Origin of the sequence: Mesorhizobium sp. WSM4887, assembly GCF_029625865.1 — a bacterium.
Lineage (GTDB): Bacteria > Pseudomonadota > Alphaproteobacteria > Rhizobiales > Rhizobiaceae > Mesorhizobium.
On record NZ_JARTVP010000002.1, the window covers coordinates 1,063,679 to 1,089,697 of the forward strand.

Consider the following 26,019-nt stretch of genomic DNA (forward strand, 5'->3'; position numbering starts at 1 on the left):
CCCTCCGAAGCCTTGGCGAAGGAGGGCCGGTCCGTGTGGTGCGTATACCTGATTGAGAGCGAGGCTTTCGTAGGCGAGCGTTATTTCGGCATAACATCGGCGACGAATTGCTGAGCATAACGCCGGAAAGTCCAGTCACACTTCCAAATTTCTCCCGTGGCGAATCGTGACCTACATGGCCTTTTCAAGCCGAGCGAAGGCGACTTCGTTCGAGCGCTATCTCAAATCGGGATCCGGGCACGCGTTCGCCAGCAAACGTCTGTGGTAGCGGCCACTCGGAAAAAAATACAACAATAACAAAGCACTGACACCGGTGACAGTCGAGTGAAATCGACGCTGTCCGTTCGATTCTGACTGGAGGTCAGAAAATGAACATCAAGAGCCTTCTTCTCGGCTCAGCTGCGGCCCTGATCGCAGTTTCCGGTGCTCGCGCCGCCGACGCGGTGACCGTCGCCGAGCCGGAACCGGCTGAATACGTCAAGATCTGCGACGTGTACGGCGCCGGCTACTTCTATATCCCCGGCACCGAGACCTGCCTGCGCATCGGCGGCTATGTCCGCTACGACGCCGCTGGTGGCGACATCGGCTCGTTCGACGGCGCCCGCACGAGCGATGTCGTAACCGGCAAGGACCAGGGCACATGGTTCAAAAACACCCGCTTCACGCTCAAGACCTGGACCGGCCAGGAAACCGAGCTCGGCACGTTGAAGACCTACACCGAAATGCGCATGAATTTCGGCAACCGCAACGGGGACTTTGAGTACAATGAAGCCGGCAACAAGACCTTCGACCTGCACTTCGCCTGGGTTCAGCTCGGTGGACTGCGCGTCGGTCTCGACGAATCGGCTTTCGACACCTTCGTCGGTTACGCCGGCAACGTCATCAACGACACGCTGGTCCCCTACGGCGGCTTCCAGACCAATGAAATCCAGTACTACTTCGATGCCGGCAACGGCTTCTCGGCAGTGGTCTCGCTGGAAGAGGGTTCGGGTCGATATGACGGGGCAATTGGCACGATCGACAGCTATGTTCCGCATGTCGTCGGCGGCGTGAAGTACACGCAGGGCTGGGGCGACATCGTCGGTGTCGTTGCCTACGACAGCAACTACGAAAACGTATCCGGCAAGGTTCGCCTGGATGTGAACGTGACCAACGAACTGTCGCTGTTCGGCATGTTCGGTTACGGCAGCGACGGCAAGCTTGGCGATGTTGGACTAGCTCGCTCCTTCTACAAGCCATGGGGCGGCCATTGGGCCTTCTGGGCCGGCGGCACTTACAAGTTCAGCGACAAGGCCTCCTTCAACCTTCAGGTGTCGGGCGATCAGTTCAAGAACTACGGCATTGCAGCTAACGTTGCCTACACCGTCGTTCCCGGCCTCACCATCACGCCCGAAGTTGACTTCCTCCACAATGGCAGGTTCGGCGATCTGGACAATTCCAACTGGACCGGTGCCACCAAGAAGAACAGCGTCGGCGGTATCATCCGTTTCCAGCGCGACTTCTAGAACCAGATATTTTCTGGGGAGACAGGAAAACCCGGCGGGCAACCGCCGGGCTTTTTTTTGTTTTAAGTGCATGTCGAGGTCCCCAATCGCTGCGCAGTTTGGGTGTTGCAGCAAATGTCCGAGCCGCCTTTGGCGTTCGACACGATATCGGCGTAGCGGCTGTGGAGAGCTCCTAAAATCCGGGGGACAGCCGCTCCTGGTCGCAGCATGGAACGGGATGCCGAAGCTGCCAATCTCGCGACTTGTGGGGAGATATTCAGTCCGGCCCGCAGTTGCTGCCGAACGTCCGGCAGGACAAAGGCGGCGCGAACGGTCATAACCGATCTGGCTTTGCGTCGCCGCAATTCCTCGACCCAACTCCAAGCCGTCAGAATCTCCGGATCGAGCAACTGGCTCGCCGGAGCGGCTGCGCCCGGCGATCGAATTCAAACCTCGGCCAGGTCACCCAGGGCTTCAATCAGGGGGGTGATCTCGGCTTCGAAATTCTTCCAGCGCCTCACGGAGGATTTGTAGATCGGCTGACGAACCTGCCAACGGCTGGGGGTGGTAACCGCCCCTTCCCTATCGAAGAAGCGCAAGCAGGCATCATCCCACGGGAGCCCGAGATAATCGATGAGCCGGCGCGACTGCGCCTCTTGGTTCTCCACAAGTGTCTCATATCGATTCTCGAAGATGCGGCCTGGGAACACCTCGTTCCAGTGCCGCATCAAGCGGTCGTACTCGCGATAGTAGAGGCCGAGCGCCTGCAGGTCCGCATTGTAGCCGTGCGTCGAGTTGAACGGCAGGACGTAGCACGATACGCAGTTGTCGATAGCATCGCGGCGACAGTGAATGATGCGCGCCTTGGGAAAGAGAAGGCTGAGAAGGCCGATCAATTCGAAGTTGTGCGGCATCTTATCTATGATGCGCTGCGCCGTCGGAGCGCGCTCGCGCAGATAGGAGTGGTGTTCATGGGCCAACGTCTTCGACAAGCCTTCGGTGATTGTCGAGATCGGTTTGCTGAAATCGGAGGCCGAGGCTTGCAGACCGATTGCATTCGCCACCCGCCTTAGCTTGCTCAACTCTCCCGCCCCGTGAGCCTCGGGATGACTGGCGCATATTTGTTCGGTAAGCGTGGTGCCCGAGCGCGGCATGCCCACCACGAACACAGGCGCTTCGGAAGAATTGCCATAACCGGACCTTGCCGCAAAGAAATCCGGCGTGAAGGTTTCAATCGTCAGGTCTATGAAACGACGGTACTGATCGATGTCGAATTTGTGACCTTCCGCTTGCTTCGCCTTCCTGAAGTGGTCGAAGGCTTGCGCATAGCGCTTGAGGTCGTTCCCCACCTTACCGGCGGCGTAGTTGAGACTCGCTTTAGCCTCCGGCTTAAGCCCCGGCCTGTTCAACTCGCGAAGGATCGACTGGAATTCGGCGGGCTCCTCAGTGAATTTTCGGGTTTGCATAAGGTCGTAGTAGGCGGCCGCCACGTCGATGCGGCGTTCGATCGCCTCCTTGAGATAGGAAGCGGCCTCATCCATGCGCCCAAGGCCTGTGAGCGCGGCTGCTATTCCGATCCGCGCCTTGGGATGGTCGCGCTTGATCCTCAGCGCCTGCTCATACAGCGGCAAGGCCAGATCAGGTTTATCGAACTGGGTGTAGACGCCCCCCAAGGCACAAAGCGCCTCTACCAGATCGGGCTGCACTTCCAAGGCGTATTGGATGTGTTTGACGGCCGCTGAGAATTCACTCAGCTTCCCATAGGCCTCGCCGAGGCTAAGATGGTAGTAGGGGTTTCTAGGCTCCTCGCCGACTGCACGCGCGAAATAGCGCAAGGCCGCCTCATGATCGTAACCCAGACAGACGGTGCCCATGATGTACAGGGCCAGCGGATGATTTGGCGTTCGAGCCAGCACCTGGAAGCATAAATCCTGTGCTTCATCCAGGCGTTTGGCCTGTTGACACTCATAAGCTTTCTTCAGCAAAGCGTCGTCGGCCTGTGCGCGGGCAAGCGAATTCTGGAGGCTCGGCTGTGGCGGACTTGCCTGGGGCCATCTGGGCTTCGGCATAACGCCGGATTTGAGGTGTTTGGACCAGGCAGGTGGCAGTCGGTTATTCATGCCTTTGGCTAGCAAAGGGGGCGGGCGAAATCCAGTAAACACAATGCGATGCGGGTCCGCGGAATAGATATTCAGCGCCCCAACCCATCCCCGTCTGATCGGCCCACAGTACTGCCAGCCTTGGCACGCATCTGCACCTTGCCTCTACACCGATCGGATGTCCCCTTTCCGCAAGCGGCATCGTTTCAGAGGAGATTATTTGCGCTGACACATCAATTTCGGCGCGCATTACAGCTCGCCAGGTCGCCCAAGGTGTTTTGGTCGTACTCTGTCAACCCAGGTGCGCCAGAGGCCAAATTGAGATATGGGGCAGCCTAGCCAGTGGCAGTCAAATCTCCGCCAAGTCACCCAACGCTTCGATCAGGGGCTGGATTTCGCGCTCATAGTTCTTCCAGCGCTTCACCGAAGATTTGTAGATCGGCTGGCGAACCTGCCAGCGACTGTACGTGTTTACCGCACCATCCCTCTCGAAGAAGCGAAGGCATGCATCGTCCCATGATAGCCCAAGATAGTTTATCAGACGGCGCGACTGCTCCTCCTGGTTTTCAATCAGCGTCTCATAACGATTTTCGAGAATACGACCCGGGAAAACTCTGTTCCAATGGCGCATCAAGCGATCATACTCGCGATAGTAAAGTCCAAGTGTGCGCAAATCGCAATTGTAGCTATGACCTTCGCTAAAGGCCAGCATGAAGCAAGAAACACAATTATCGATGGCGTCGCGACGGCAATGAATGACCCGCGCGTTGGGGAAGAGAAGCCAGATGAGGCCTACCACTTCGAAATTGTGCGGCATCTTATCGATGACGCGCGCCGCATGGGGTGCCCTCTCCCGTAGATAAGCCAAGTGTTCATCCGCCAGCATTTTTGAAAGATCGGGTGTGATTGACATGATCGATTGGGCCATGTCGCCCGAAGAGCGATCTAGTAGGCCGGTTGCGTTCGCAACTCGCCTCAGCTTGCTAAGTTCGCCCGCGCCGTGCGCATACGGATGGCTGGCGCAAATTTGTTCAGTAAGCGTGGTCCCCGAACGTGGCATGCCAACAACAAAAACAGGCACTTCAGACGAATTTCCATAGCCCGCTCTTTCGGCTAGCAGGTCTGGGGTGAATATCTCGATCATCGAATCGACCCAGCGCCGGTACTGGTCGACATCGAACCTGTAACCCAAGGCCTCTTTCGCCTTGTTAAAGTGAAAAAAAGCCTGTTCGTAGCGTTTGAGGTCGTTCAGAACCTTGCCGGCCGCGTGATGGAGTTGCCCCGCGCACTGGCCGCCCAGCTTTGAATTGTCGAGTTCGCGCAGAATGGATTGGAGTTCCGCGGGCTCCTCCGCGAATTTGCGGGTGTGTACAAGATCGTTATAGGCAGTTGGCACTTCAATCCGCCGATCGATCGCTTCCTTCAGGTAGGTAGCGGCTTCATCCATCCGCCCGAGGCTGCTGAGCGCGTTAGCAAGCCCTATGCGTACCTTCGGATGGTCGCGATTGATTCTCAACGCCTTCTCGAAGAGCGGCAATGCCATCTCTGGTTTATCAAACGCCAAATAAACACGGCCAAGAGAACAAAGCGCTTCTACAAGATCAGGCTGCAAGTCCAGTGCATACTCTATGTGCTTGATCGCTGACGAAAACTCGCTGAGTTTTACATAGACGTCGCCGAGACTTAGATGGTAGTAAGGATTTTTAGGCTCCTCGCCGACGGCTCGCGCGAAATATCGCAAAGCCTTTTCATCGTCGTAGCCCACATACACCGTCCCCAGGATGTACATAGCAAGAGGATGATTTGGCGTGCGCGCAAGGACTTGGAGGCATATGTCCTGAGCCTCCTCCAGCCGTTTGGCTTGCTGGTGTTCATAGGCTTGCTTCAGGAGCTCGTCGTCGGCTCTCTCTCGCGCGCGCAAATTTGTTTTCAGCAAACTGGCTTGCGGCAACTTGGTTTGCGGCGCAGGGCCGGATCTAAGGTGCTTTGACCAAGCAGGCGGCAGTCGATTGTTCATGGTGCCTCGCTACCAAAAACAAGCGGCGGAATCCAGCCTGAGCCGCGCAATCGATATGGTTCTGGCGCAGCTTGCGTCCTTCCATCGCTCACGTTAGCAAGAAGCCACCTTTCTCAACCGAGCCTTTGCCATGCGCCAGCGCCCTTCCCTTACGCCGATCGTCGGCGCGCTTCCCACCACGGTGCCGTTCGTCGGGCCGGAGGCGCAGGAGCGCGAGCGCGGCCGGCCTTTCCGCGCCCGCATCGGCGCCAATGAAAGCAGCTTTGGGCCCTCGCCGCGCGTGATTGCCCGCATGGAGAGCGTTGCGCGCGACCAGTGGATGTATTGCGACCCCGACAATTTCGAGCTGAAGGTCGCGGCGGCCGCGCATCACAATGTCGGCGTCGAGAACGTGGTGGTCGGCGAAGGCATTGACGGACTGCTCGGCCTTGTGGCGCGCATGTATGTCGCGCCGGGCGACGCGGTGGTGACCTCGCTTGGCGCCTATCCCACCTTCAACTTCCACATCGCCGGCGTCGGCGGCCGGCTGGTGACGGTTCCCTACGCCGACGACAAGGAGGACCTCGACGGACTGCTTGCCGCTGTCGCCCGGGAACGAGCGCCGCTCGTCTATCTCTCCAATCCGGACAATCCGATGGGAAGCTGGTGGGAGGCGCCGGACGTCGTCGGCTTCATCGAGGCCCTGCCGGAAACCACCATGCTGGTGCTGGACGAGGCCTATGGCGAGCTCGGACCGGCATCGGCGCTGCCGCCGATCGACGTCGCGCGGCCGAACGTCGTGCGCATGCGCACCTTCTCCAAGGCGTATGGGCTTGCCGGCATCCGCTGCGGCTATGCGGTGGCCGAACGGGAAGTGATCCGCGACTTCGAAAAGATCCGCAACCATTACGGCGTCAGCCGCATGGCGCAGATCGCCGGGCTCGAGGCGCTGGCCGATCAGGACTATCTGAATTCGGTGGTGGCGCGCGTGGCCGCGGGGCGCCGGCGCATTGCGGCCATCGCCGAGGAAAACGGGCTGAAGCCGCTGCCCTCGGCGACCAATTTCGTCACCATAGACTGCGGCCGCGACGGCGCCTTCGCGCTGAAGGTGATGCAGGCGCTGCTCTCGCGCGACGTCTTCATCCGCAAGCCGATGGCGCCGCGGCTCGACCGCTGCATCCGGGTCAGCGTCGGCCTCGACCATGAGCTCGACATCTTCGCCGAGGAATTGCCTGGCGCGCTGGCGACGGCGCGGGGGAACTAACGGCGATCCACAGCCGTTGCGTTTGCGCGGCGCCGAGCCGGATTCCGTAAGGCTTCGAAGGCGGAGACGAGCATGGTCGAGCAGAAGAGAACCGTTCGGGCGCGCATCTCCGGCAAGGTGCAAGGGGTCAGCTACCGGGTTTGGGCGCGGGACGAAGCCGTGCGCCTCGGACTGACGGGCTGGGTGCGAAACGAGCACGACGGTTCGGTCACGGCGCTCATCGCCGGCGCCGACGCAGCGATCGACTCGATGGTCGATCGGCTGTGGCGGGGGCCTAGGGGCGCGACGGTCATCAGGGTCGAGGTCGAAGAACGCACGGACGACAGTGCACCTATCGACTTCAGGATCATCGCCTAGGCAAGTCCGCCGAAATCAGCTTCCATCCACCGATCGGCAAACCGTCCGACATTGCTTCTGGTGCGATACGCACACGATATATGTGTGTATATTCCGATTTGTTACTTTAGCGCCGCATGATGAACATATTTGCTCCATAGCCGGAAAGGCGGGTGAGGGAGATCAGGGGGCTCACCAAACAGTATCAACGGGGATATCCGATGCCGCAGCACAGTGCCAACGAGCAGTATCTGCTCGAGCTCATCAATGCTGAGCGCGCCAAGGCCGGCGCCCAGCCCCTGGCCTTCGACAACGATCTCAGCGAAGCCGCCGAGGGCCACGACAAGTGGATGCTGGCCACCGACACATTCTCCCACACCGGTTCCGGAGGTTCGTCGCCGACGACGCGCATGACGAATGCCGGCTATACGCTGAGCGGCTCATGGGCCACGGGCGAGAACATCGCCTGGGCAACGACCCGCGCGCCGACCGGCTATGTCGACGAGGTCAAGCTTCTCCACACCAATCTGATGAATTCTCCCGGGCACCGGGCCAACACCCTCAATTCCAACTTCCGTGAAGTTGGGCTCGCCTTCGAGGTCGGCGACTACAAGGGCCGCAGCAGCGCCTTCGTCACCGAGGATTTCGCCAAGAGCGGCACGGATCTCTTCCTCACCGGCGTCGCTTTCGACGACAAGGACGGCGACCGTTTCTACGATCCGGGCGAAGGGCTGGGCACCATCACGGTGACCGCCAGAAACTCAGCCGGCCAGACCTTCAAGACCACGACCTCGGCCGCCGGCGGCTATGATCTAGCGCTGAAGCCCGGCACCTATAGCGTCACTTTTTCGGGTGCCAATATCGCCACTTCGACGCAGACGGCGACAATCGGCACCAAGAACGTCAAGCGCGACCTGATCGACCCGGCAATGAAATCGGGCACGCTCGCGGCGACGGCATCGGCAGAAGATTCAGGATCCGATTCAAGCCACACCCCGGCCGCGCAGACCAGCGGATCGAACACGGGCAACGGCACCAAAAATTGGCTCGCCGACTTCTTCGGTAAGCATCCTATTGGCGACCGGGGCACGCCTGGTCTCACCGACTCCACCGACGCGCCCAAGCATGATGCGGTGGCCTTGGACGGCGACCAATTCTTGTTCCGTCACGCCTCGCACGCCGATCCGGACAACGCGCCGGATCCGTCGGACCATGTCCAGCAGGCTGTGGAACGGGCGGCAGCGGGGCTGCACGACCACCTGCCGGCCGACAATCCGGTCTTTGCCAACGCGGCCGATGCGGCGCAGTCCGCGATCACCAAGATCCTGGCGCAGATTGCCGGCCATTCCGACCATCAAACGACGGCACTCGTCGGCTGATCTTGACCGCGGGCCGCGCCTCGATCGCGGCCCGCCAACCCGCCTCAAGCCGGGCGCGGTTTTTTCGGGGGTAACCATCTGACACGCTCGCCTTTAGCTGACCTGAAACCTTCCGAGCTTCGCAAGGCGCTCGCCTCCTTCCGCGGCCCGTATGCGGCCGTCGCCGGCCTCAGCGGCCTCATCAACGTGCTGATGCTGTCCGGTTCGCTGTTCATGCTGCAGGTCTATGACCGCGTTCTGCCTAGCCGCAGCGTGCCGACGCTGGTGGCGCTGATCATTCTGGTCGCCGTGCTTTATGCCTTCCAGGGCGTCCTCGAAGCGATCCGTGCGCGCGTGCTGACACGCATCGGCGCCGGCATCGACGAGCTCATCGCCGGCCGCGTCTTCAACTGCCTCGTGCGGCTGCCGCTCAGAACGCCTGATCGCGGCGAAGGCCTGCAGGCGCTGCGCGACCTCGACCAGGTCAGCGGCTTCCTTTCCAGCCCCGGCCCGGGTGCGCTGTTCGATCTGCCATGGATGCCGCTCTATGTTGTGATCTGCTTTCTTTTCCATCCGTGGATCGGCGTCGCGGCGCTCATCGGCGCGCTGCTGCTGATCGCGCTGACGGGGCTCACCGATCGCCTGGTCCGCGCCCCGACCAAGGCAATGTCGGGCTTCGGCACAAGGCGCGGCGCGATCGCGCAGGCGAGCGCCCGCAACGCCGAAGTGCTGGCCGCCATGGGCATGGGCGAGAGGCTGGCCGGGCGCTGGAGCCAAGCAAACAACGCCTTCCGCGAGGCGCAGGCGCAGGCGAGCGACCTGACGAACGGATTGGGTGCGGCTTCGCGCATCATGCGCATGATGCTGCAGTCGATGGTCCTGGCGCTCGGCGCCTATCTGGTCATTTACCAGCAGGCCACGCCCGGCATCATCATCGCCAGTTCCATCCTGACATCGCGGGCGCTGGCGCCGATCGAGCTCGCCACCGCGTATTGGAAGCACTTCCTCAGCGCGCGCCAGAGCTGGCAGAGGCTGGTCGATCTGTTTGCCGCCTTTCCGGTCGACGATGGCGGCATGGAGCTTCCGGCGCCAAACGCGACACTCGCTGTGGAAACCGTCGGGGTGACGGCGCCTGGTGGACGGCGCATCCTGCTGGAGGATATCGACTTTTCGCTCGACGCCGGCTCCGGCATGGGCCTGATCGGCCCGAGCGGCTCCGGAAAATCCTCGCTCGTGCGCGCGCTCGTCGGCGTATGGCCCACGATGCGCGGCAAGATCCGTCTCGACGGCGCTGCAATCGAGCAGTGGCCGGCGCAGGCGCTTGGCCGCCATATCGGCTATCTGCCGCAGGATGTCGAATTGTTCGCCGGTACGGTCGCCCAGAACATCAGCCGCTTCGACGAGAACGCCATGCCGGAGGCGATCATCGAGGCCTCCCAGGCTGCCGGCGTGCACGACATGATCCTGCGCCTGCCCGAAGGCTATCAAACCGAGGTCGGCGAGAGCGGCGCGGCACTTTCCGCCGGACAGCGTCAGCGTGTAGGCCTGGCGCGCGCGCTGTTCGGCAATCCGTTCCTCGTCGTGCTCGACGAGCCGAATTCCAACCTCGATGCCGCGGGCGACCAAGCGCTGACGCGTGCCATCGAAGGCATCAAAGCGCGCGGCGGCATCGTCATCGTGGTCGCGCATCGTCCCAGCGCCCTCGCCGCGCTCGACCACTTGCTGGTGCTGAATGGCGGCAGGCAGCAGGCATTCGGGCTGAAGAGCGAGATCGCACGGCAGGCTTTGCAGCCGGTGACGAAACCGCTGCATGCGGTCGGATCGGCGGGCTGAGATGAGGTCGGCAACTCCCTATTTCAAAGCCGATGCGTTGCGCGTGGTGCGCGACTTCGCATTGTCCGCCAGGGCGCGCGCGATCGCGTTGCTCGACCGCGGTTCGAAGCCGATCGAAGGTGCTTCGCCCCAGCAGCAGCGCTTGCGTCAGGCCATTCGCAGGAACGTCCGGGCGGGAGCGATCGCAGCGGCGCTGCTTGTCGGCGGGCTCGGCCTTTGGGCGGCATCAAGCAGTCTTGCCGGAGCCGTGGTCGCAGGCGGCCATCTGGTCGTTGGCTCGAACGTGAAGTCCGTCCAGCATCCGCAAGGCGGCGTCGTCGGCGCTCTCAACGTGCAGAACGGCAGCACGGTCGAGGCGGGCGACGTCCTGGTGCGGCTGGACGACACGGTGGCGCGTGCCAATCTCGCCATCGTCGACAACGGTCTCGACGAGCTCTCTGCCCGCCGCGCCCGGCTGATTGCCGAACGCGACGGCGCCCAGGCGGTGCTCTATCCCGAGCAGCTGTCGGGAAACGCGCATGCCCCTCAGATCGGTCATCTCATCGACGGCGAGAACAGGCTGTTCGCGCTGCGGCGGCAGGCGCGCGAGGGCAAGATTTCACAGCTACGCGAGCGCATCGTGCAGTTCCGTCAGGAGATCGCGGGTATCGAGGCCCAGCTCAGGAGCAAGCAGCAGGAGATATCCCTCACCAAGATCGAGCTCGAGGGCATGCGGGACCTCTGGAAAAAGAAGCTGGTGCCGATCTCGCGTCTGGCCGATCGCGAACGCGCCGAGGCAAGGCTCGACGGCGAAAACGGGCAGTTGATCGCCGCCGCCGCGCAGACGCGCGGGCGCATCAGCGAGATGGAACTGGCGATCATCCAGATCGATCAGGACCTGCGCAGCGAAGTGGCGGGCGAACTGAGGGAGATCGACGGCAAGATGAGCGAACTGCGCGAGCGTCAGATCGCGGCCGAGCAAACGCTGAAGCAGATCGATATCCGCGCCCCGCAATCAGGCCGGGTGCATCAGCTGGCCGTGCACACGATCGGCGGCGTGATCGCGCCCGGCGAGGCGATCATGCAGATCGTGCCGAGCGCCGACGCGCTGGTGGTCGAAGCGCGCGTCGCGCCGCAGGACATCGACCAGGTGCGCATCGGACAGAACGCCACGCTTCGCCTTTCGGCCTTCAGCCAGCAGATCACGCCGGAAGTCGAGGGCCAGGTTGACCGTATCTCGCCCGACCTCATCGAGGACCAGAAAGCCGGGGTCGCCTATTACGCGGTGCGCATCGTGCTGACGCAAAGCAGCCTCAAACAGGCGGGATCGCTGGAACTGAAGCCGGGAATGCCGGCGGAGGTGTTCCTGAGAACCGGCGACCGCACGGTGCTTTCCTATCTGCTTAAGCCCCTGACCGATCAGGCGAGCCGCGCTTTCCGCGGCGACTAAGTCGCTCCGCTCTACAGATCCAGCCGAGGCTTGCGTCAGACCGATTGCAGGCCATTGCCCTTCGGCCTGAACACCTTCGCTTGCCCGCTTGAATTAATTGAACGTTCGTTTTATTATCTGCTTCGCAGAGGCAAACATGGCACGCACCACGGGTTCAGATGGCGAAAAAACCGAGGCGGCCGTTCGCGAGGCGGCGGTCGGGCTGATTGCGCGGCTCGGCTATGAGGCGATGTCGATGCGCCAGCTGGCGACCGAAGTCGGCGTGCAGGCCGCCGCGCTCTATCGCTATTTTCCCACCAAGGAGGATCTGCTGTTCACGCTGATGCGCGAGCATATGGAAGGCCTGCTCAAGGCCTGGGATGACGCGCGTCCGGCAGCGGTCGATCCGACGGCGCGGCTCGCCGCCTATGTCGAGAACCACATTGCCTTCCATATCGAGCGGCGCCGCGCCACCCATGTCTCCAACATGGAATTGCGCAGCCTCTCGCATGAGCGGCTGACGCAGATCCTTAAGATGCGCACGGCCTATGAGAAGGAATTGCGCGCGATCCTGCGCGACGGCGCCGACGCCGGCATCTTCGAGATCGATGATGTCGGCCTGACCGCCATGGCGCTGATCCAGATGATGACCGGCGTCATCGTCTGGTTCCGTCCGGGCGAGCGGCTGTCGATCTCTGAAGTCACGGAGACATATCTTTCGATGACAAGGCGGCTCGTCGGCGCGAAGATCGGCTCCGGCAGCGCAACGCGTCCCGTCCGACGCGCAAAGGAGGCCGCGGCACTTTGATTTCGCGCATTATCCTTATCGAAGTCGATTTCGGGGTCATGCGCCGGGAGGAACGCCATGTACACGAATACGCTGAACTTCGGGCTTGATGCCGACATCGAGGCGTTGCGCGATACCGTAAGGCGCTTCGCAAAAGACAGGATCGCGCCGATCGCGGCCGATATCGACCGCTTCAACGAATTCCCGGCACATCTGTGGGGGGAGCTCGGCGCGCTCGGCCTGCTCGGCATCACCGCCGATGCCGAGTTCGGCGGCAGCGGTATGGGCTATCTCGCGCATGTCGTGGCGATGGAGGAGATTTCCCGCGCATCCGCCTCGGTCGGCCTCTCCTACGGCGCGCATTCCAATCTCTGCGTCAACCAGATCAACCGCTGGGCAACGCCGGCACAGAAGGAGAAATACCTCCCTGCGCTCTGCTCGGGCGAAAAGGTTGGTGCGCTGGCAATGTCGGAATCCGGATCAGGCTCGGACGTCGTGTCGCTGCGGCTGCGCGCCGAAAAGCGCAACGACCGCTATGTGCTCAACGGTTCGAAAATGTGGATCACCAACGGACCCGATGCCGAGACCTTGGTGGTCTATGCCAAGACCGATCCGGAGCGCAATTCGCGCGGCATCACCGCCTTCATCATCGAAAAAACCTTTGCCGGGTTTTCGGTGGCCCAAAAACTCGACAAGCTCGGCATGCGCGGCTCGAACACCGGCGAGCTCGTCTTCGAGAATGTCGAGGTGCCGTTCGAGAATGTGCTGCATGAGGAAGGGCGCGGCGTCGAGGTGCTGATGTCGGGCCTCGACTATGAGCGCGCCGTGCTCTCCGGCGGGCCGATCGGGCTGATGGCGGCCTGCCTCGACGTGGCGGTGCCTTACGTGCATGAGCGCAAGCAGTTCGGCCAGCCGATCGGCAGTTTTCAGCTGGTGCAGGGCAAGCTTGCCGACATGTATTCGACGATGAACGCGGCGCGCGCCTATGTCTACGCCGTGGCCGGTGCCTGCGACCGCGGCGAGACCACGCGCAAGGACGCCGCCGGCTGCGTGCTCTTCGCGGCCGAAAAGGCGACGCAGATGGCGCTCGATGCCATCCAGCTGCTCGGCGGCAACGGCTATATCAACGATTATCCGACCGGGCGGCTTCTGCGCGACGCCAAGCTCTACGAGATCGGCGCCGGCACCAGCGAGATCCGCCGCTGGCTGATCGGCCGCGAGATCATGGCGGAGGGAGTGTGATGTCTCCCTCCGTCACCTCAGCCGAACCCCTTGGGCAGGTCGTCGGTCGGCTTGGCGACGATCTGATGCTCATCGCGCCACAGAACCTCACGCTGGCGCCGGGACGTGATCGAGCGCACAGGCAAGCCGCCCTCCTCGATCAGCCAGGCGCAATAGCGCGCACGGCTGATGGCTTCCTTGGCGTTCGGGTGGAACCAGCAGACGCCCCAAATCGGCTCACGGCGCTTGAAATGCCGCCCAACCTGGCCAGGAATGGGCAAATGCCGATTGAACCAGTCGAACTGATCCTCCAGTTCGCCATGGATCCAGTCCGGGCAGCCATTCCGGTACAAGTACCAGGACGCATGGAAAAAGCCGCTCTCTACCCGGCTCTTCGGATGGATCAGCGGCGTTACAAACCGCACATACATAGTGACACCCACAGCGCTTGCAGGCGCCGTGTTCCTTTTGCTCAAATCCGGGACGTGGAAAGCCGCCCTTCGGCGGCGTCAGGCCATGGCCGAGGGGAGACATTTGGTGAAACGCATATCGATGCCTTTCATCGTCGCCTCCTGAGGTGTCATTCGTACAAAAGATGCCGCGCTGCGCACGCAGCATCCGGGTGCGGGCTGTTACACTGGTTGCGTTGCGGCATCAAGAGGTGTGAGGAATAACGTGGCCACACTCCAAACCCAAATCTCCCCCTCCTCGGAAAGCTTCCGCGCTAATGCCGAGCGCATGCGGGCGCTGGTCGACGATATCGCCGAGAAGGCGGCGGGCATCGAGCGCGGCGGCTCGGACGAGGCGCGCGAGCGCCACCAAAGCCGCGGCAAGCTGCTGCCGCGCGAAAGATTGGCGCAACTGCTCGACACCGGCTCGCCTTTTCTCGAGGTCGGCCAGTTCGCGGCATGGTCGATGTATGGCGAGGATATTCCGTCGGCCGGCATCATCACCGGCATCGGCCGTGTCGAAGGCCGGGAGGTGATGGTAGTCGTCAACGACGCGACGGTAAAAGGCGGCACCTATTATCCGGTGACGGTGAAGAAGCATCTGCGCGCGCAGGAGATCGCGCTGCAGAACAAGCTGCCTTGCGTCTACCTGGTCGACAGCGGCGGCGCCAACCTGCCCAACCAGGACGAGGTCTTCCCCGACCGTGAGCATTTCGGCCGCATCTTCTACAACCAGGCCAACATGTCGGCAGCCGGCATCCCGCAGATCGCTTGCGTCATGGGCTCCTGCACGGCGGGCGGGGCCTATGTGCCGGCGATGTCGGACGAAACGATCATGGTGCGCAACCAGGCGACCATTTTTCTTGGCGGCCCGCCGCTGGTGAAGGCTGCCACCGGCGAGGATGTCAGCGCCGAGGAGCTCGGCGGCGCCGAGGTCCACACCAGGCTTTCCGGCGTCGCCGACCACTATGCCATGGATGACGAGCACGCGCTGGCCATTTGCCGACGCATCGTCAAGAACCTGAATCGGAACAAGGCCGTAAGCCTGAACTTACAGAAACCAGTATCACCGCTTCACGATCCGCATGAACTCTACGGCATCGTGCCGACTGATTTGCGCCAGCCCTATGACGTTCGCGAGGTGATCGCGCGTCTGGTCGACGGTTCCGAGTTCGACGAGTTCAAGCAGAATTACGGCACCACCTTGGTCACCGGTTTTGCGCATCTGCACGGCATGCCGGTCGGCATCCTCGGCAACAATGGGGTGCTGTTCTCGGAAAGCGCGCTGAAGGGCGCGCATTTCATCGAGCTCTGCTGCCAGCGCGGCATTCCGCTGATCTTCCTGCAGAACATCACCGGCTTCATGGTCGGGCGCAAGTATGAGGCCGGCGGCATCGCCAAGGACGGCGCCAAGCTGGTCACAGCGGTCGCCACGGCACGCGTGCCGAAGCTTACGGTGATCATCGGCGGTTCGTTCGGCGCCGGCAATTACGGCATGTGCGGCCGCGCCTATTCGCCCCGCTTCCTGTGGATGTGGCCGAATGCGCGCATTTCGGTGATGGGCGGCGAGCAGGCGGCGACGGTGCTCGCCATGGTCAAGCGCGAGGGCATCGAGCGCAAGGGCGGTGAGTGGAGCGCCGAAGAGGAAGCGAAATTCAGGAAGCCGATCCTGATGAAATACGACCATGAGGGTCACCCGCTCTATTCTTCGGCAAGGCTTTGGGACGACGGCATCATCGATCCGGCCAGGACGCGCGAGGTGCTGGCGCTCAGCCTCTCGGCGGCGCTCAATAGCGGGGTCGAGGAAACGAAGTTCGGCGTGTTCAGGATGTGACGATGTGCGGCGTCAGCGATAGGATCCGCGTGCATACCGGCGACATCACCAGGCTTAAGGTCGATGCCATCGTCAATGCCGCCAATTCCTCGCTGCTCGGCGGCGGTGGTGTCGACGGCGCTATCCACCGCGCCGCCGGGCCGGAGCTGGTCGCCGAATGCCGCACGCTGAACGGCTGCAGGACCGGGGATGCCAAACTGACGAAAGGCTACCGGCTGCCGGCGCGCTATGTCATTCACACTGTCGGCCCGGTCTGGCACGGCGGGGGCGAGAGCGAGGCGGAGTTGCTCGCCTCCTGCTATCGGCGCTCGCTGGAGATTGCCACCGGTAAGGACTGTCGAACGATAGCATTTCCGGCGATCTCGACCGGCATCTACGGCTATCCGAAAGATCAGGCTACCGAAGTAGCCGTCGGCACGGTTGCTGTTTTTCTAGGCGAAAACGCCATCCCCGAGACCGTCACTTTCTGCTGCTTCGACGATCTGACTGCCAGACTATACAGCTCAGCCGTTGCTGCGATTGGGGGAGCCTGAACTTTATGACAAAGACGTTCCACCCGTTCACGAGATCGAGATTCTTGAGTGACCATCTAGCGACGCCGGCAAATATTCGATATTGCTCATCCTGCATTGTCTCATGGGGATGGGGTAAAAATGACACGAGAATATCTGCGGAAAGCATCCGCGTCGATACTTGCAGGAATGCTTATATGCGCCTCGTGCGGCGCTGTCGTCGCCGGGTCGCTGGCTGGAAGCGAGGGGGACAAGCGCTTTCCACCCTACATCCCACGCAATCCCAAGGATCCGTGCAACAGGGCGTACAAGGCCTATCTGGCGGCGAGCGGCCATTCAGCCTACGCGACCACGCCTTATGCCCGGATCATGTCGTCTTATATCATCTGTGGTGGACACCTGAATGCGCCGTCCCAAAAGGTTGCGGAAGAGCTGGCGATGAAATCCTGCCTGGCCACGCGCGCGCACTACAAGGTGACTACGGGCGGCGCCTGCGAGATCGCCGCATCGAAGTAGGCCCGCGCCTGCCGAATTGGCGCTGCCCGTCGCAAACTCGGGAGGCTCCATGTTCGGCAAGATCCTGATCGCCAATCGCGGCGAGATCGCTTGCCGCGTCATCCGCACCGCGCGCAAGCTCGGCGTGCGAACAGTCGCCGTCTATTCGGATGCCGACCCGCGAGCGCTGCATGTCGAGATGGCCGACGAGGCGGTGCATATCGGCCCCTCGCCGGTCGGTGACAGCTATCTGCGCGGCGACAGGATCATTGCCGCGGCGCTTGCCACAGGCGCCGAGGCAATCCACCCCGGCTACGGCTTCCTGTCGGAGAACCCCGACTTCGTCGACCAGGTGACGGCGGCGGGCCTCATGTTCATCGGCCCGTCCGCCGCCTCGATCCGCGCGATGGGGCTGAAGGATGCCGCCAAGCGGTTGATGGAAAAGGCCGGCGTTCCGGTGGTGCCCGGCTATCACGGCGAAGCGCAGGAGATTGTGCTGCTTGCCACAAAAGCGCGCGAGATCGGCTACCCGGTGCTGATCAAGGCGCGCGCCGGCGGCGGCGGCAAGGGCATGCGGCGCGTCGACCATCCGGACGACTTCTCCGAGGCGCTGTCCGGAGCGCGGCGCGAGGCCAAGGCTGCCTTCGGCGACGACCGCGTTCTGGTCGAAAAATATGTCGACAAGCCGCGACACATCGAAGTCCAGGTGTTCGGCGACAATTTCGGCAATGTCGTGCATCTTTTCGAGCGCGACTGCTCGGCGCAGCGCCGCCACCAGAAGGTGATCGAGGAGGCGCCCGCCCCCGGCATGACGCCGGCGCTGCGCAAGGCGATGACGGAAGCGGCGGTGAAGGCCGCCAAGGCAATCAGCTATTCGGGCGCCGGCACGATCGAGTTCATCGTCGATGCTTCCGAGGCCCTCAAAGCCGACCGCTTCTGGTTCATGGAGATGAACACACGGCTGCAGGTCGAGCATCCCGTCACCGAGATGGTCACCGGCGTCGATCTGGTCGAATGGCAGCTTCGTGTCGCCGCCGGCGAAAAACTGCCGAAGGCGCAGAACGAGATCGCCCTTGCCGGACATGCCTTCGAGGCGCGCATCTACGCCGAGGACGCGGCCAAGGGATTCCTGCCGGCGACGGGCACGCTTTATCATCTCAAATTCCCCGACACACCGCCGGAGGATACCGCCATGCGCATCGAGACCGGCGTGCGGTCCGGCGATGCGATCTCGCCCTTCTATGATCCGATGATCGCCAAGCTGGTGGTGCAGGCTAGGGACAGAACCACCGCGCTTGGCGCGCTGCGCAAGGCGCTGGCCCGAACCGAAGTTGCCGGCTCGACGGTCAACACAGCCTTCCTTGCAGCACTCGCCGCCGACGCCGATTTCGCGGTGGGCGATATCGACACCGGCCTGATCGGCCGGCATCAGAACGCTCTCGTCGCTGTTCCCGCGCCAAGCGATGAAGCGATCGCCGCGGCGGCGCTGGCAGCGACCGACGCAAGCACGGCGGGTCCGGCCGCCGATCCGTGGTCCTCGCTCGCCGGCTATGCGCATTTCCATACGCTGGCGCGCCGCACCCGGTTGCGTTACGGCGAGGAGAACATCCTGGCCCGAGTATCGGCGCGGCCTGACGGCCGCTTCCAGGTGGCGCTGGAGGCGCCGCATGACGCGCTCAACGCGCACGACCTCAGGAGCATGCCGCGCAGCGCGCGCTGGCCGGGCCATGTCACGGTGTTCGAAGGAGCGGTCGGATATACATTCACGGTGCCGGATCCGCTGGCCAAGGCGGATGAGGCCGCGGCCGCGTCGGACAGCCTGCGCGCGCCGATGCCGGGATTGGTCAAGCTGGTGCGCGCGGCAGCGGGCGATACCGTTATCAAGGGCCAGCCGCTCCTAATCCTCGAAGCGATGAAGATGGAGCACACGATCGCCGCACCCCATGATGGGGTGATTGCCGAGATCGCGGCCGAAGGCGCGCAAGTGAGCGACGGCACGGTGCTGGTGCGGTTCGAGGACGCACGGGGCTGAGCTGCCGGTCGCCTTGGATCGGCAACGGGACAAACTGGCTGGGGCGGCAGGACTCCAGGGGGGCGCCGTAGAGCGCCGAACTGGTCTCCAAATCAGTGCCAAGGCACATACGAAAACGGCCGGGACAAATCCCGGCCATTTCCAATCGATCTGCAGAACGAATTACGGCTTGATCGGCGCGTATTTGCCGTCGTGCCACTGGTTGATGTCGTAGCTGGCGTTCTTCAGGTCGCCCTTCTCGTCGAAGATCACGTCGCCGACCACGGTGCTGATCGGCTTGCCGTCCTTCAGCGCCTCGGCGACCTTGGCCGGGTCGTCGGTGCCGGCGCGCTTGACGCCTTCGGCCACCGCCTGGATCACTGCATAGGAGAACAGCGTGAAACCTTCCGGTGTGAAGCCGCCTTGCTTGATCTTGGCCACGGCCTCCTTCGCTTCCGGCTTCGACTGCGGATCCGAGGGGAAGACGAACATTGTGCCTTCACCGGCCGGGCCGGCGATCTGCCAGAATTCCGGCGAGGCGATCGAGTCCGGCATGATCAGCTGGAACTTGACGTTCTGCTCCGCTGCCTGGCGCAGGATCAAGCCGGCCTCCGGATGGTAGCCGCCGAAATAGACGACGTCGGCCTTGAGCTCTTTCAGCTTGGTGACCAAAGCCGAATAGTCCTTCTCGCCGGCATTGATGCCTTCATAGTCGACCTCCTTGAGGCCGCCGGCATTCATGGTCGCCTTGACAGCATCGGCAACGCCCTGACCGTAGGCGCTCTTGTCGTGCAGGACGACGACGTTCTTGCCGGCATATTTCTTGGCGATCCATGGACCGATGAAAGCGCCCTGCGCATCGTCACGCGTGTAGAGGCGCATGATCGTCGGCCAGCCGGCCTTGGCCGCGGCGTCGGTCAGTTCCGGATTCGACGAGGCCGGGCTCATCATCAGGGTGCCGGCTTCGGCGTAGACGGCGGAAGCGGGAATGCTCGAGCCCGAGCAGGCATGGCCGTCGACGAACTTGACGCCGTTGGCAACGATACGGTTGGCGACCGACACGGCCTGCTTCGGATCGCATTGGTCGTCCTGGATGTCGATCTTGATCTTGTTGCCGTTGACACCTCCGGCGGCATTGATGGCATCCGCCGCGGCCTGCGCGCCCTGCTTGAACTGGTCGCCGATGTTGGCGAGCTGCCCGGTCATCGGGCCGACCACCGAAATCGTGATGTCGTCGGCGAAGGCAACCGATGCGCTCATCGTCAGGCCCAATGCGGCCGCGCTCAAAATACCCAATCTTTTCATGACAATAGAACTCCTCCACTTGCGCGCGGCCGTTCCGGCCACGCTTCTTCCAGAGAGCCGGGACAATTTCACCCTTCGCCGGAACTGTCGAGAGCACAATGTATCGGGATTTGGTTCATTCCGACGGGGAGTTCTTGGGCCAAGCCGCCGTTCCCATACAGGCGGAGACTGCGCAAATGCAAAAGCCGCGCCGGCCTTGTCCCGGCCGGTCGCGGCTTTTGCAGTCGAGCTTCCCGGCGCCCCGCGCGCCTGAACCCCGCTTCCCTGTGTTGTCGCACGGCTTGAGTTCGTTGACCTGCCGCGTTCTTGGTCTGGTTAACCGGCCGTCTTTTTGCGGCCTTGTCCCTTAAGAGCTTCCGGCCCTTACCCCGCAAAATCAGTGCATCGTCATCCATTCGCGCGCTTCGCGCAGCGCCTTGGCGATCTCGGCCTTCGACATCGATGCCGACAATTCCGAGCGCAGCTCGGCGGCGCGGAGCGATCCCTTGATCGCGGCGATGTTGAACCATTTGTGGGCGGCAATGACGTCGGTCTCGCAATCGCGGCCGGTCGCATACATCATGCCCAGTTCGAAAAGAATGTCGGCCTGGGCAGTTGCCCCCATGGCGCCGAAGCCGGCTTCAAGCATTTCAAAGCGTGCCATTTCAATCCCCTGTCTGCTCCCGAGAGCTGCCTCCTTCTGTCCCTGGAATTCCCCTGGGCGGGCCGCTCTTTCGATGCTTTCGAGGATGACGGCTCGCCTTGAATCCGTCGTTAAATGGCTTGCTTAATTTGAAGAAAACAAAGCTAAAACAAGAGGTAAACGCGAAGAACCGTTAAGCATAGGAATCCAGCAATTCAGCCGATCTGCGCCAAATTCGTCGAAAATTTGAGGCGCGGGAATCAAGACTTCGCTAACCACGGAAACCGAAGCCTTTTTCGCCATCCGTTCATTTCCAGCGACCGACGCGGCCGAAATCCTTACAAGCTTCCGTCGCGGCACGGCTTTCGTTTTGGCGATGGCTGGATTAGCTTTACGTTTGCGTAAGGGACAGAGAGGCGGGACGAGGCCCGCCGGAACCCTAAAGGGAGGACAAGCATGTTTCGAAAAGTCAGCCTGGCCCTGGCGGCCACCTTGATGATGGCAGGCGCCGCGTCGGCCGACCCGATCGAGGGCAATTGGAAGACGCAGGCCGGATCGACGGCGGCGATCGCCGGCGGCGGGGCGTTTTCCATCACGCTCAAGTCCGGCAAATATGCCGGCAAGACGATCGGCTCCTTCAAGGCGGCCGGCGACAACAAGTACACCGGCACCATAACGGACCCCGAAACCGACAAGACCTATTCCGGCAAGGCGACGCTTTCCGGCACCTCGCTAAAGATGAGCGGCTGCGTTCTGGGCGGACTGATCTGCAAGACCCAGACCTGGCACAAGCTCTGACAGTCGAACGGATGACGATACAAAAACGGGGCCCGGCGCCCCGTTTTCTTTTTGAGCGCCGTTTCTGAGCGCAACGCTGGACAAGGCACTTCGCAGGCCTTCGGCCGGTCATGACCCCATCAGCCAATTTGAACGGCAGATGAATATCGGTCTCAGAACCGGTTCAGAGGCGTTCGGGCATTCTCCTCGCCATTGAAGGAGAGACCAATGCTTGTCCGCCGCTTCACCATCGTCTGCCTGCTGATGAGCCTGTTCGGCATGTTCTTCGCCATCCTCGTGGCCAAAGCCGGCCGTCCGGCGCGCTCACCGCGAATGGCCGATACCTGCCGGCTGGACTGCATGAACCATTTCGGCCGCTGAAACGACCAATACTCGAAACCGGAACGACCACCATGAACCGCATCGCTGCCTCCACCCTCAAAGCTCTTCGGCTCCTGCCGCGGGCGATGCTCATCCTGATGGTGCTTGCCGCTCCTGTGCTGGCGGTGCCGATGATGCGCGCCGACGCCGGTTCGGTCATCGAGGCGCCAACGCCGAAGAAGGCAGGCATCGGCTTCGTGCTGCTGGTCAGCCTGCAGCGTGGCTGACACGGCCAGAGAAAAATACTCCGCAAGGCGGGCTTCGCGCCCGCCTCCCCCTCCCAAGCGCTCTTCCAAATCCCTATATTGGGCCATGGAAAAGCGAATCTACCCCCAAGCCATCGAATCGGTCGTCATGCCGGAGCCTTTCGGCAGGCAGAGTTTTGACGACGCCAAGAAGGCGGTCGCGGCGCTGGAGGCGCTCTACGACCGCAACACCAAATTCCTGCGCGATTCCTTCGCCAAGCTCGCCGCCGGCGGCGACGAGAGCAGGCGCTACCGGGCCTTCTATCCGCAGATCGGCGTCACCACCACCTCGTTCACGCAGATCGACTCGCGCCAGGCCTACGGCCATATGCCGACGCCCGGGCATTTTGCCACCACCATCACCCAGCCAAAGCTGTTCGAGAACTATCTCGTCGAGCAGCTTCGGCTCATCATGCGCAATCACGGCGTCCAGGTCACGGTGTCGGAATCGACGACGCCGATCCCGCTGCATTTCGCCTTTCTGGAGGGCACCTATGTCGATGGCACGGCTGCCGAGCGGATCAGGCGGCCGATCCGCGACCTGTTCGACGTGCCGGATCTCGACGGCACGGACGACCAGATCGCCAACGGCACTTTCGAGGTGGCGTTCGGCGAGCCGAGGCCGCTGGCGCCGTTCACGGCCCAGCGCATCGACTATTCGCTGCACCGCATGACGCACTACACGGCGACCAGCCCGCAGCATTTCCAGAATTTCGTGCTGTTCACCAATTACCAGTTTTACATCGACGAGTTCGTGGCGCGGGCCCGCGAGCTGATGGAGAGCGGCGGCGGCGGTTACAGCGAATTCGTCGAGCCGGGCAACCTCGTGACTAAGGCCGGGGCCGGCGCGGCGAGCGAAGGCACCCCGCCACAGCGCCTGCCGCAAATGCCGGCCTACCACCTGAAGAAGTCGGGCCATGGCGGCATCACCATGGTCAATATCGGCGTCGGCCCGTCCAACGCCAAGACCATCACCGACCATATCGCGGTGCTTCGGCCACATGCCTGGGTGATGCTCGGCCACTGCGCCGGCCTGCGCAATACGCAGGCACTGGGCGACTATGTGCTGGCCCATGCTTATGTGCGCGAGGATCATGTGCTCGACGACGACCTGCCGGTCTGGGTGCCGATCCCGCCGCTGGCCGAGATCCAGGTGGCGCTGCAGGAAGCGGTCGCCGAGGTAACGGGACTTTCCGGCTACGATCTCAAGCGCATTATGCGCACCGGCACCGTCGCCACCATCGACAACCGCAACTGGGAACTGCGTGACCAGCGCGGACCGGTGCAGCGCCTTTCGCAGTCGCGCGCCATTGCGCTCGACATGGAATCGGCGACGATCGCCGCCAACGGCTTCCGCTTCCGCGTGCCCTACGGCACGCTGCTGTGCGTCTCCGACAAGCCTTTGCATGGCGAACTGAAACTGCCCGGCATGGCGACGGAATTCTACAAGCGGCAGGTGGCGCAGCACCTCACCATCGGCATCAGGGCGATGGAGAAGCTGGCCGAAATGCCGATGGAGCGGCTGCATTCGCGCAAGTTGAGAAGCTTCTCCGAGACTGCTTTCCAGTAGCCGAGGCAACTCATCGTCTTGCCCGGGCCGCAATTTTGCCGATAAGCAGGCCTGAGCGAGAGTATGTCGCTGCAAAAAGATGCCGGCGACATTCGGCAGAACACGACTGACCATGACAACAGGCGGCGCGCGCTCAAACATGACGGCTGGGGTGGCATTCCTGGCGATGACGGCACTCACGGCCGCGCTGCTGGCCGGATTCCTCGGCGCGCTGCATCCGGCCCTCGATTCGTTCTCGCATTTTCGTATTCACCTGAGCGTGCTCACGGCGCTCCTGGCGGTGGCGCTGCTTGCCAGTTCCTACCGGCTGCAGGCGGCAGCAGCGCTGCTCTTCGCCCTCGCCTGCCTCGCCACGACGGCCAGCGCGCTGCCCAGGTTGTGGCCGCAGCAGGCGGTCGCCAAACCTGCCGACCGTATCGTCTATAGCCTGCTGCAGATCAATCTTCGCTTCGACAATCCGACGCCCAAGAAGGTGCTGTCGCTGATCGGCCGCACCAACCCTGATGTGATCACCCTCGACGAGGTGTCGGGAATGTGGACGAGAGAGCTCGGCTATATCACCGGCGCCTATCCGTACCGCATCCTCTGCCCCTACCCCAACGGCGTGTTCGGCGTCGCGCTGCTCTCGCGACGGCCTTTTGCCGCCGGCACGGCGCCGCATTGCGAGCCGCGCGGCGCGATGGCTACCGCCACGATCGATTTCGGCGGCACCGGCGTCGATGTCGCGGCAATCCATTTGAGCTGGCCGTGGCCGCGCGAGCAGTACTGGCAGATCGGCGAGCTGGCGGGGCCGCTTGCCGCGCTCGGCGAAACCGCCATCATGGCCGGCGACTGCAACGCCGTGCCGTGGAGCGCTGCAGTGCGTCGTGTCGCCTCGCTCGGCGGACTGAGCGTTATGCCGTCGGCCGGGCCGACCTGGATCCATCGGAAGCTACCGGATTTCATCCGGCGCTTCGCCGGCCTGCCGATCGACCAGGTGTTCAGCAAGGGCGCCGTGACCATCCACTCGGCGACGCGGCTGGAAGACGCCGGTTCCGACCACTTGCCGGTGCTGATCGAGTTCTCGTTGCAGTCCGACGGCCGACAGCCCGAGGACGAGCATCAGTCGGCGCTGGCGGCAAACGCACAACTTGGCAACACGGGCGGTTAGCGTCGCATTGCTTCCCGCCGCATCGCCGGTTTCTGCTTGTGCCGCTAAGGCCTGATCAAAGCAGCGACGAGGTGCTCGACATGACCGCCTTCGCGGTGCTCGCGGGCATCGAAGGCATTTTGCCTGGCCTCGTATTCGGCATAGACGGCCTGGATGCGCCGGCGCGCCTCGCTGCGCGCCTTGTAGCAATAAGGGTCGTTAGCGACCCTAAGACCGGTGATCGAGCGATCGGTGACGCGCATCATTTCCCGGGCAATGCGGCCATGGGTTCCCTCGTGGGCGCGCACGCCGGCGAAGAACCGGTTCCAGCGCTTCTTCAATGCAGGCGTGGCTGGCGACGCCAAGCGGGGGAAAGTGTAGAAGAGAGTGAGCGTTCCGTTTGCCTGCCGTATCCGGCACGAGCCCTTGTCCTGGATAACGCCAAGCTCCCAGTCGGCCGTATAGGCGGTCTGGGCGATGGCATGCGTCATGAAGCCGTGCTTGGGACCTTTGCTGCCCATCGCCTCGATGAGCGCCGCGCCTGAATTGCCGGCAATGTCATAGGTGCGCGTCTGGACCAGCACCCTGGTGCCGGCCGAAGCCTGCGGCGCGCAGAGCGCGCCGAGAGCGACAAGGCATGTCAGAACCGCCATGCGCATAACCGTCTCCTCCCTATCCTTAGGGAAAGGGAACACAAGCAGGCAGCGGATTCAACAGCCTTGAGGTTGCGCCGTCGCAACCGGTATTGCTCGTAGGTGCCGCCTGTTACCCGGCTCTCGCCCCCCCCCCGGTGGGGGGGGGGGGGCCGGGGGGGGCGCGCGGGGGGGCGGGGGGGGGCCGGCCCCCCGCCCCCCGCCCCCCTGGGGGGGGCCCCCAATTGTGTTGGGGGTGGGGGGCGTGTTT

23 protein-coding genes and 1 pseudogene are annotated in these 26,019 nt (G+C 62.7%); 18 read left to right on the forward strand and 6 right to left on the reverse strand.

The window, feature by feature from the left end; all coding sequences use genetic code 11:
• The first annotated feature begins 33 nt into the window (after window positions 1-33).
• Together P9230_RS13445 and P9230_RS13450 are read left to right on the forward strand one after the other, a co-directional pair.
• Window positions 34-268: pseudogene (locus P9230_RS13445) on the forward strand (GIY-YIG nuclease family protein).
• 100 nt (window positions 269-368) lie between these two features.
• Window positions 369-1,505 carry a porin gene (locus tag P9230_RS13450; RefSeq protein ID WP_095781533.1) on the forward strand — a complete coding sequence of 379 codons (1,137 nt, stop codon included), beginning with the start codon at window positions 369-371 and terminating at the stop codon, window positions 1,503-1,505.
• Window positions 1,506-1,930: 425 nt separating this feature from the next.
• Here the strand turns inward: P9230_RS13450 and P9230_RS13455 are convergent, their stop codons facing one another.
• Both P9230_RS13455 and P9230_RS13460 read right to left on the reverse strand, forming a co-directional pair.
• Window positions 1,931-3,604, reverse strand: a complete 1,674-nt coding sequence (locus P9230_RS13455) for a sulfotransferase (protein ID WP_278119415.1) — start codon at window positions 3,602-3,604, stop codon at window positions 1,931-1,933.
• Between the two features lie 328 nt (window positions 3,605-3,932).
• The gene (locus tag P9230_RS13460; protein ID WP_127324046.1) at window positions 3,933-5,600 is read right to left on the reverse strand and encodes a sulfotransferase; all 1,668 of its coding nucleotides are present in this window, start codon (window positions 5,598-5,600) and stop codon (window positions 3,933-3,935) included.
• Between the two features lie 130 nt (window positions 5,601-5,730).
• Between P9230_RS13460 and P9230_RS13465 the strand changes: the two genes are divergently transcribed.
• The 7 genes from P9230_RS13465 (at window position 5,731) to P9230_RS13495 (ending at window position 13,807) form a co-directional block, all read left to right on the forward strand.
• Window positions 5,731-6,843 carry a pyridoxal phosphate-dependent aminotransferase gene (locus P9230_RS13465; protein WP_127324045.1) on the forward strand — a complete coding sequence of 371 codons (1,113 nt, stop codon included), beginning with the start codon at window positions 5,731-5,733 and terminating at the stop codon, window positions 6,841-6,843.
• Window positions 6,844-6,915: 72 nt separating this feature from the next.
• A complete protein-coding gene (locus P9230_RS13470) occupies window positions 6,916-7,200 on the forward strand; it encodes an acylphosphatase (RefSeq protein ID WP_067321058.1) in 285 nt (94 codons plus the stop codon).
• 200 nt (window positions 7,201-7,400) lie between these two features.
• Window positions 7,401-8,558, forward strand: coding sequence for a CAP domain-containing protein (locus tag P9230_RS13475; protein ID WP_278119419.1), 1,158 nt, complete (start codon window positions 7,401-7,403; stop codon window positions 8,556-8,558).
• Between the two features lie 102 nt (window positions 8,559-8,660).
• Entirely contained in the window at window positions 8,661-10,370 is a 1,710-nt protein-coding gene (locus tag P9230_RS13480; protein ID WP_278119487.1) for a type I secretion system permease/ATPase, read from the forward strand.
• 1 nt (window position 10,371) lies between these two features.
• Window positions 10,372-11,799 (forward strand): HlyD family type I secretion periplasmic adaptor subunit, encoded by a 1,428-nt coding sequence (locus P9230_RS13485; RefSeq protein WP_127325382.1) that lies wholly within the window; start codon window positions 10,372-10,374, stop codon window positions 11,797-11,799.
• Window positions 11,800-11,935: 136 nt separating this feature from the next.
• Window positions 11,936-12,586 (forward strand): TetR/AcrR family transcriptional regulator, encoded by a 651-nt coding sequence (locus P9230_RS13490; RefSeq protein WP_278119422.1) that lies wholly within the window; start codon window positions 11,936-11,938, stop codon window positions 12,584-12,586.
• A gap of 57 nt (window positions 12,587-12,643) precedes the next feature.
• Window positions 12,644-13,807 (forward strand): isovaleryl-CoA dehydrogenase, encoded by a 1,164-nt coding sequence (locus P9230_RS13495; protein WP_278119425.1) that lies wholly within the window; start codon window positions 12,644-12,646, stop codon window positions 13,805-13,807.
• Between the two features lie 17 nt (window positions 13,808-13,824).
• On the opposite strand, the gene P9230_RS13500 is transcribed toward P9230_RS13495, so the two are convergent.
• Window positions 13,825-14,217, reverse strand: a complete 393-nt coding sequence (locus P9230_RS13500) for a hypothetical protein (RefSeq protein ID WP_278119427.1) — start codon at window positions 14,215-14,217, stop codon at window positions 13,825-13,827.
• Window positions 14,218-14,461: 244 nt separating this feature from the next.
• On the opposite strand from P9230_RS13500, the gene P9230_RS13505 reads away from it, so the two are divergent.
• From P9230_RS13505 to P9230_RS13520, 4 genes are all read left to right on the forward strand, one after another.
• The gene (locus P9230_RS13505) at window positions 14,462-16,069 is read left to right on the forward strand and encodes a carboxyl transferase domain-containing protein (protein WP_278119428.1); all 1,608 of its coding nucleotides are present in this window, start codon (window positions 14,462-14,464) and stop codon (window positions 16,067-16,069) included.
• 2 nt (window positions 16,070-16,071) lie between these two features.
• Complete coding sequence (locus P9230_RS13510; RefSeq protein ID WP_278119430.1) at window positions 16,072-16,602, forward strand: O-acetyl-ADP-ribose deacetylase; 531 nt, start codon at window positions 16,072-16,074, stop codon at window positions 16,600-16,602.
• 120 nt (window positions 16,603-16,722) lie between these two features.
• Window positions 16,723-17,097 carry a hypothetical protein gene (locus P9230_RS13515; protein WP_164747538.1) on the forward strand — a complete coding sequence of 125 codons (375 nt, stop codon included), beginning with the start codon at window positions 16,723-16,725 and terminating at the stop codon, window positions 17,095-17,097.
• 49 nt (window positions 17,098-17,146) lie between these two features.
• A complete protein-coding gene (locus P9230_RS13520; protein WP_278119433.1) occupies window positions 17,147-19,108 on the forward strand; it encodes an acetyl/propionyl/methylcrotonyl-CoA carboxylase subunit alpha in 1,962 nt (653 codons plus the stop codon).
• A gap of 162 nt (window positions 19,109-19,270) precedes the next feature.
• On the opposite strand, the gene P9230_RS13525 is transcribed toward P9230_RS13520, so the two are convergent.
• Together P9230_RS13525 and P9230_RS13530 are read right to left on the reverse strand one after the other, a co-directional pair.
• Window positions 19,271-20,392, reverse strand: coding sequence for an ABC transporter substrate-binding protein (locus P9230_RS13525; protein ID WP_067321025.1), 1,122 nt, complete (start codon window positions 20,390-20,392; stop codon window positions 19,271-19,273).
• Window positions 20,393-20,768: 376 nt separating this feature from the next.
• A complete protein-coding gene (locus tag P9230_RS13530) occupies window positions 20,769-21,035 on the reverse strand; it encodes a sel1 repeat family protein (RefSeq protein WP_066997543.1) in 267 nt (88 codons plus the stop codon).
• A gap of 435 nt (window positions 21,036-21,470) precedes the next feature.
• Between P9230_RS13530 and P9230_RS13535 the strand changes: the two genes are divergently transcribed.
• The 5 genes from P9230_RS13535 (at window position 21,471) to P9230_RS13555 (ending at window position 25,137) form a co-directional block, all read left to right on the forward strand.
• Entirely contained in the window at window positions 21,471-21,812 is a 342-nt protein-coding gene (locus P9230_RS13535) for a DUF2147 domain-containing protein (RefSeq protein ID WP_066997546.1), read from the forward strand.
• A gap of 207 nt (window positions 21,813-22,019) precedes the next feature.
• Window positions 22,020-22,172 carry a hypothetical protein gene (locus P9230_RS13540; RefSeq protein ID WP_278119435.1) on the forward strand — a complete coding sequence of 51 codons (153 nt, stop codon included), beginning with the start codon at window positions 22,020-22,022 and terminating at the stop codon, window positions 22,170-22,172.
• Between the two features lie 32 nt (window positions 22,173-22,204).
• Complete coding sequence (locus P9230_RS13545; protein ID WP_067321018.1) at window positions 22,205-22,399, forward strand: hypothetical protein; 195 nt, start codon at window positions 22,205-22,207, stop codon at window positions 22,397-22,399.
• A 127-nt stretch (window positions 22,400-22,526) separates the two neighbouring features.
• The gene (locus tag P9230_RS13550) at window positions 22,527-23,987 is read left to right on the forward strand and encodes an AMP nucleosidase (protein WP_245299647.1); all 1,461 of its coding nucleotides are present in this window, start codon (window positions 22,527-22,529) and stop codon (window positions 23,985-23,987) included.
• Window positions 23,988-24,099: 112 nt separating this feature from the next.
• Window positions 24,100-25,137, forward strand: a complete 1,038-nt coding sequence (locus P9230_RS13555) for an endonuclease/exonuclease/phosphatase family protein (protein ID WP_278119437.1) — start codon at window positions 24,100-24,102, stop codon at window positions 25,135-25,137.
• 44 nt (window positions 25,138-25,181) lie between these two features.
• Here the strand turns inward: P9230_RS13555 and P9230_RS13560 are convergent, their stop codons facing one another.
• Window positions 25,182-25,775 (reverse strand): DUF922 domain-containing protein, encoded by a 594-nt coding sequence (locus P9230_RS13560; RefSeq protein WP_278119439.1) that lies wholly within the window; start codon window positions 25,773-25,775, stop codon window positions 25,182-25,184.
• Window positions 25,776-26,019: the final 244 nt, after the last annotated feature.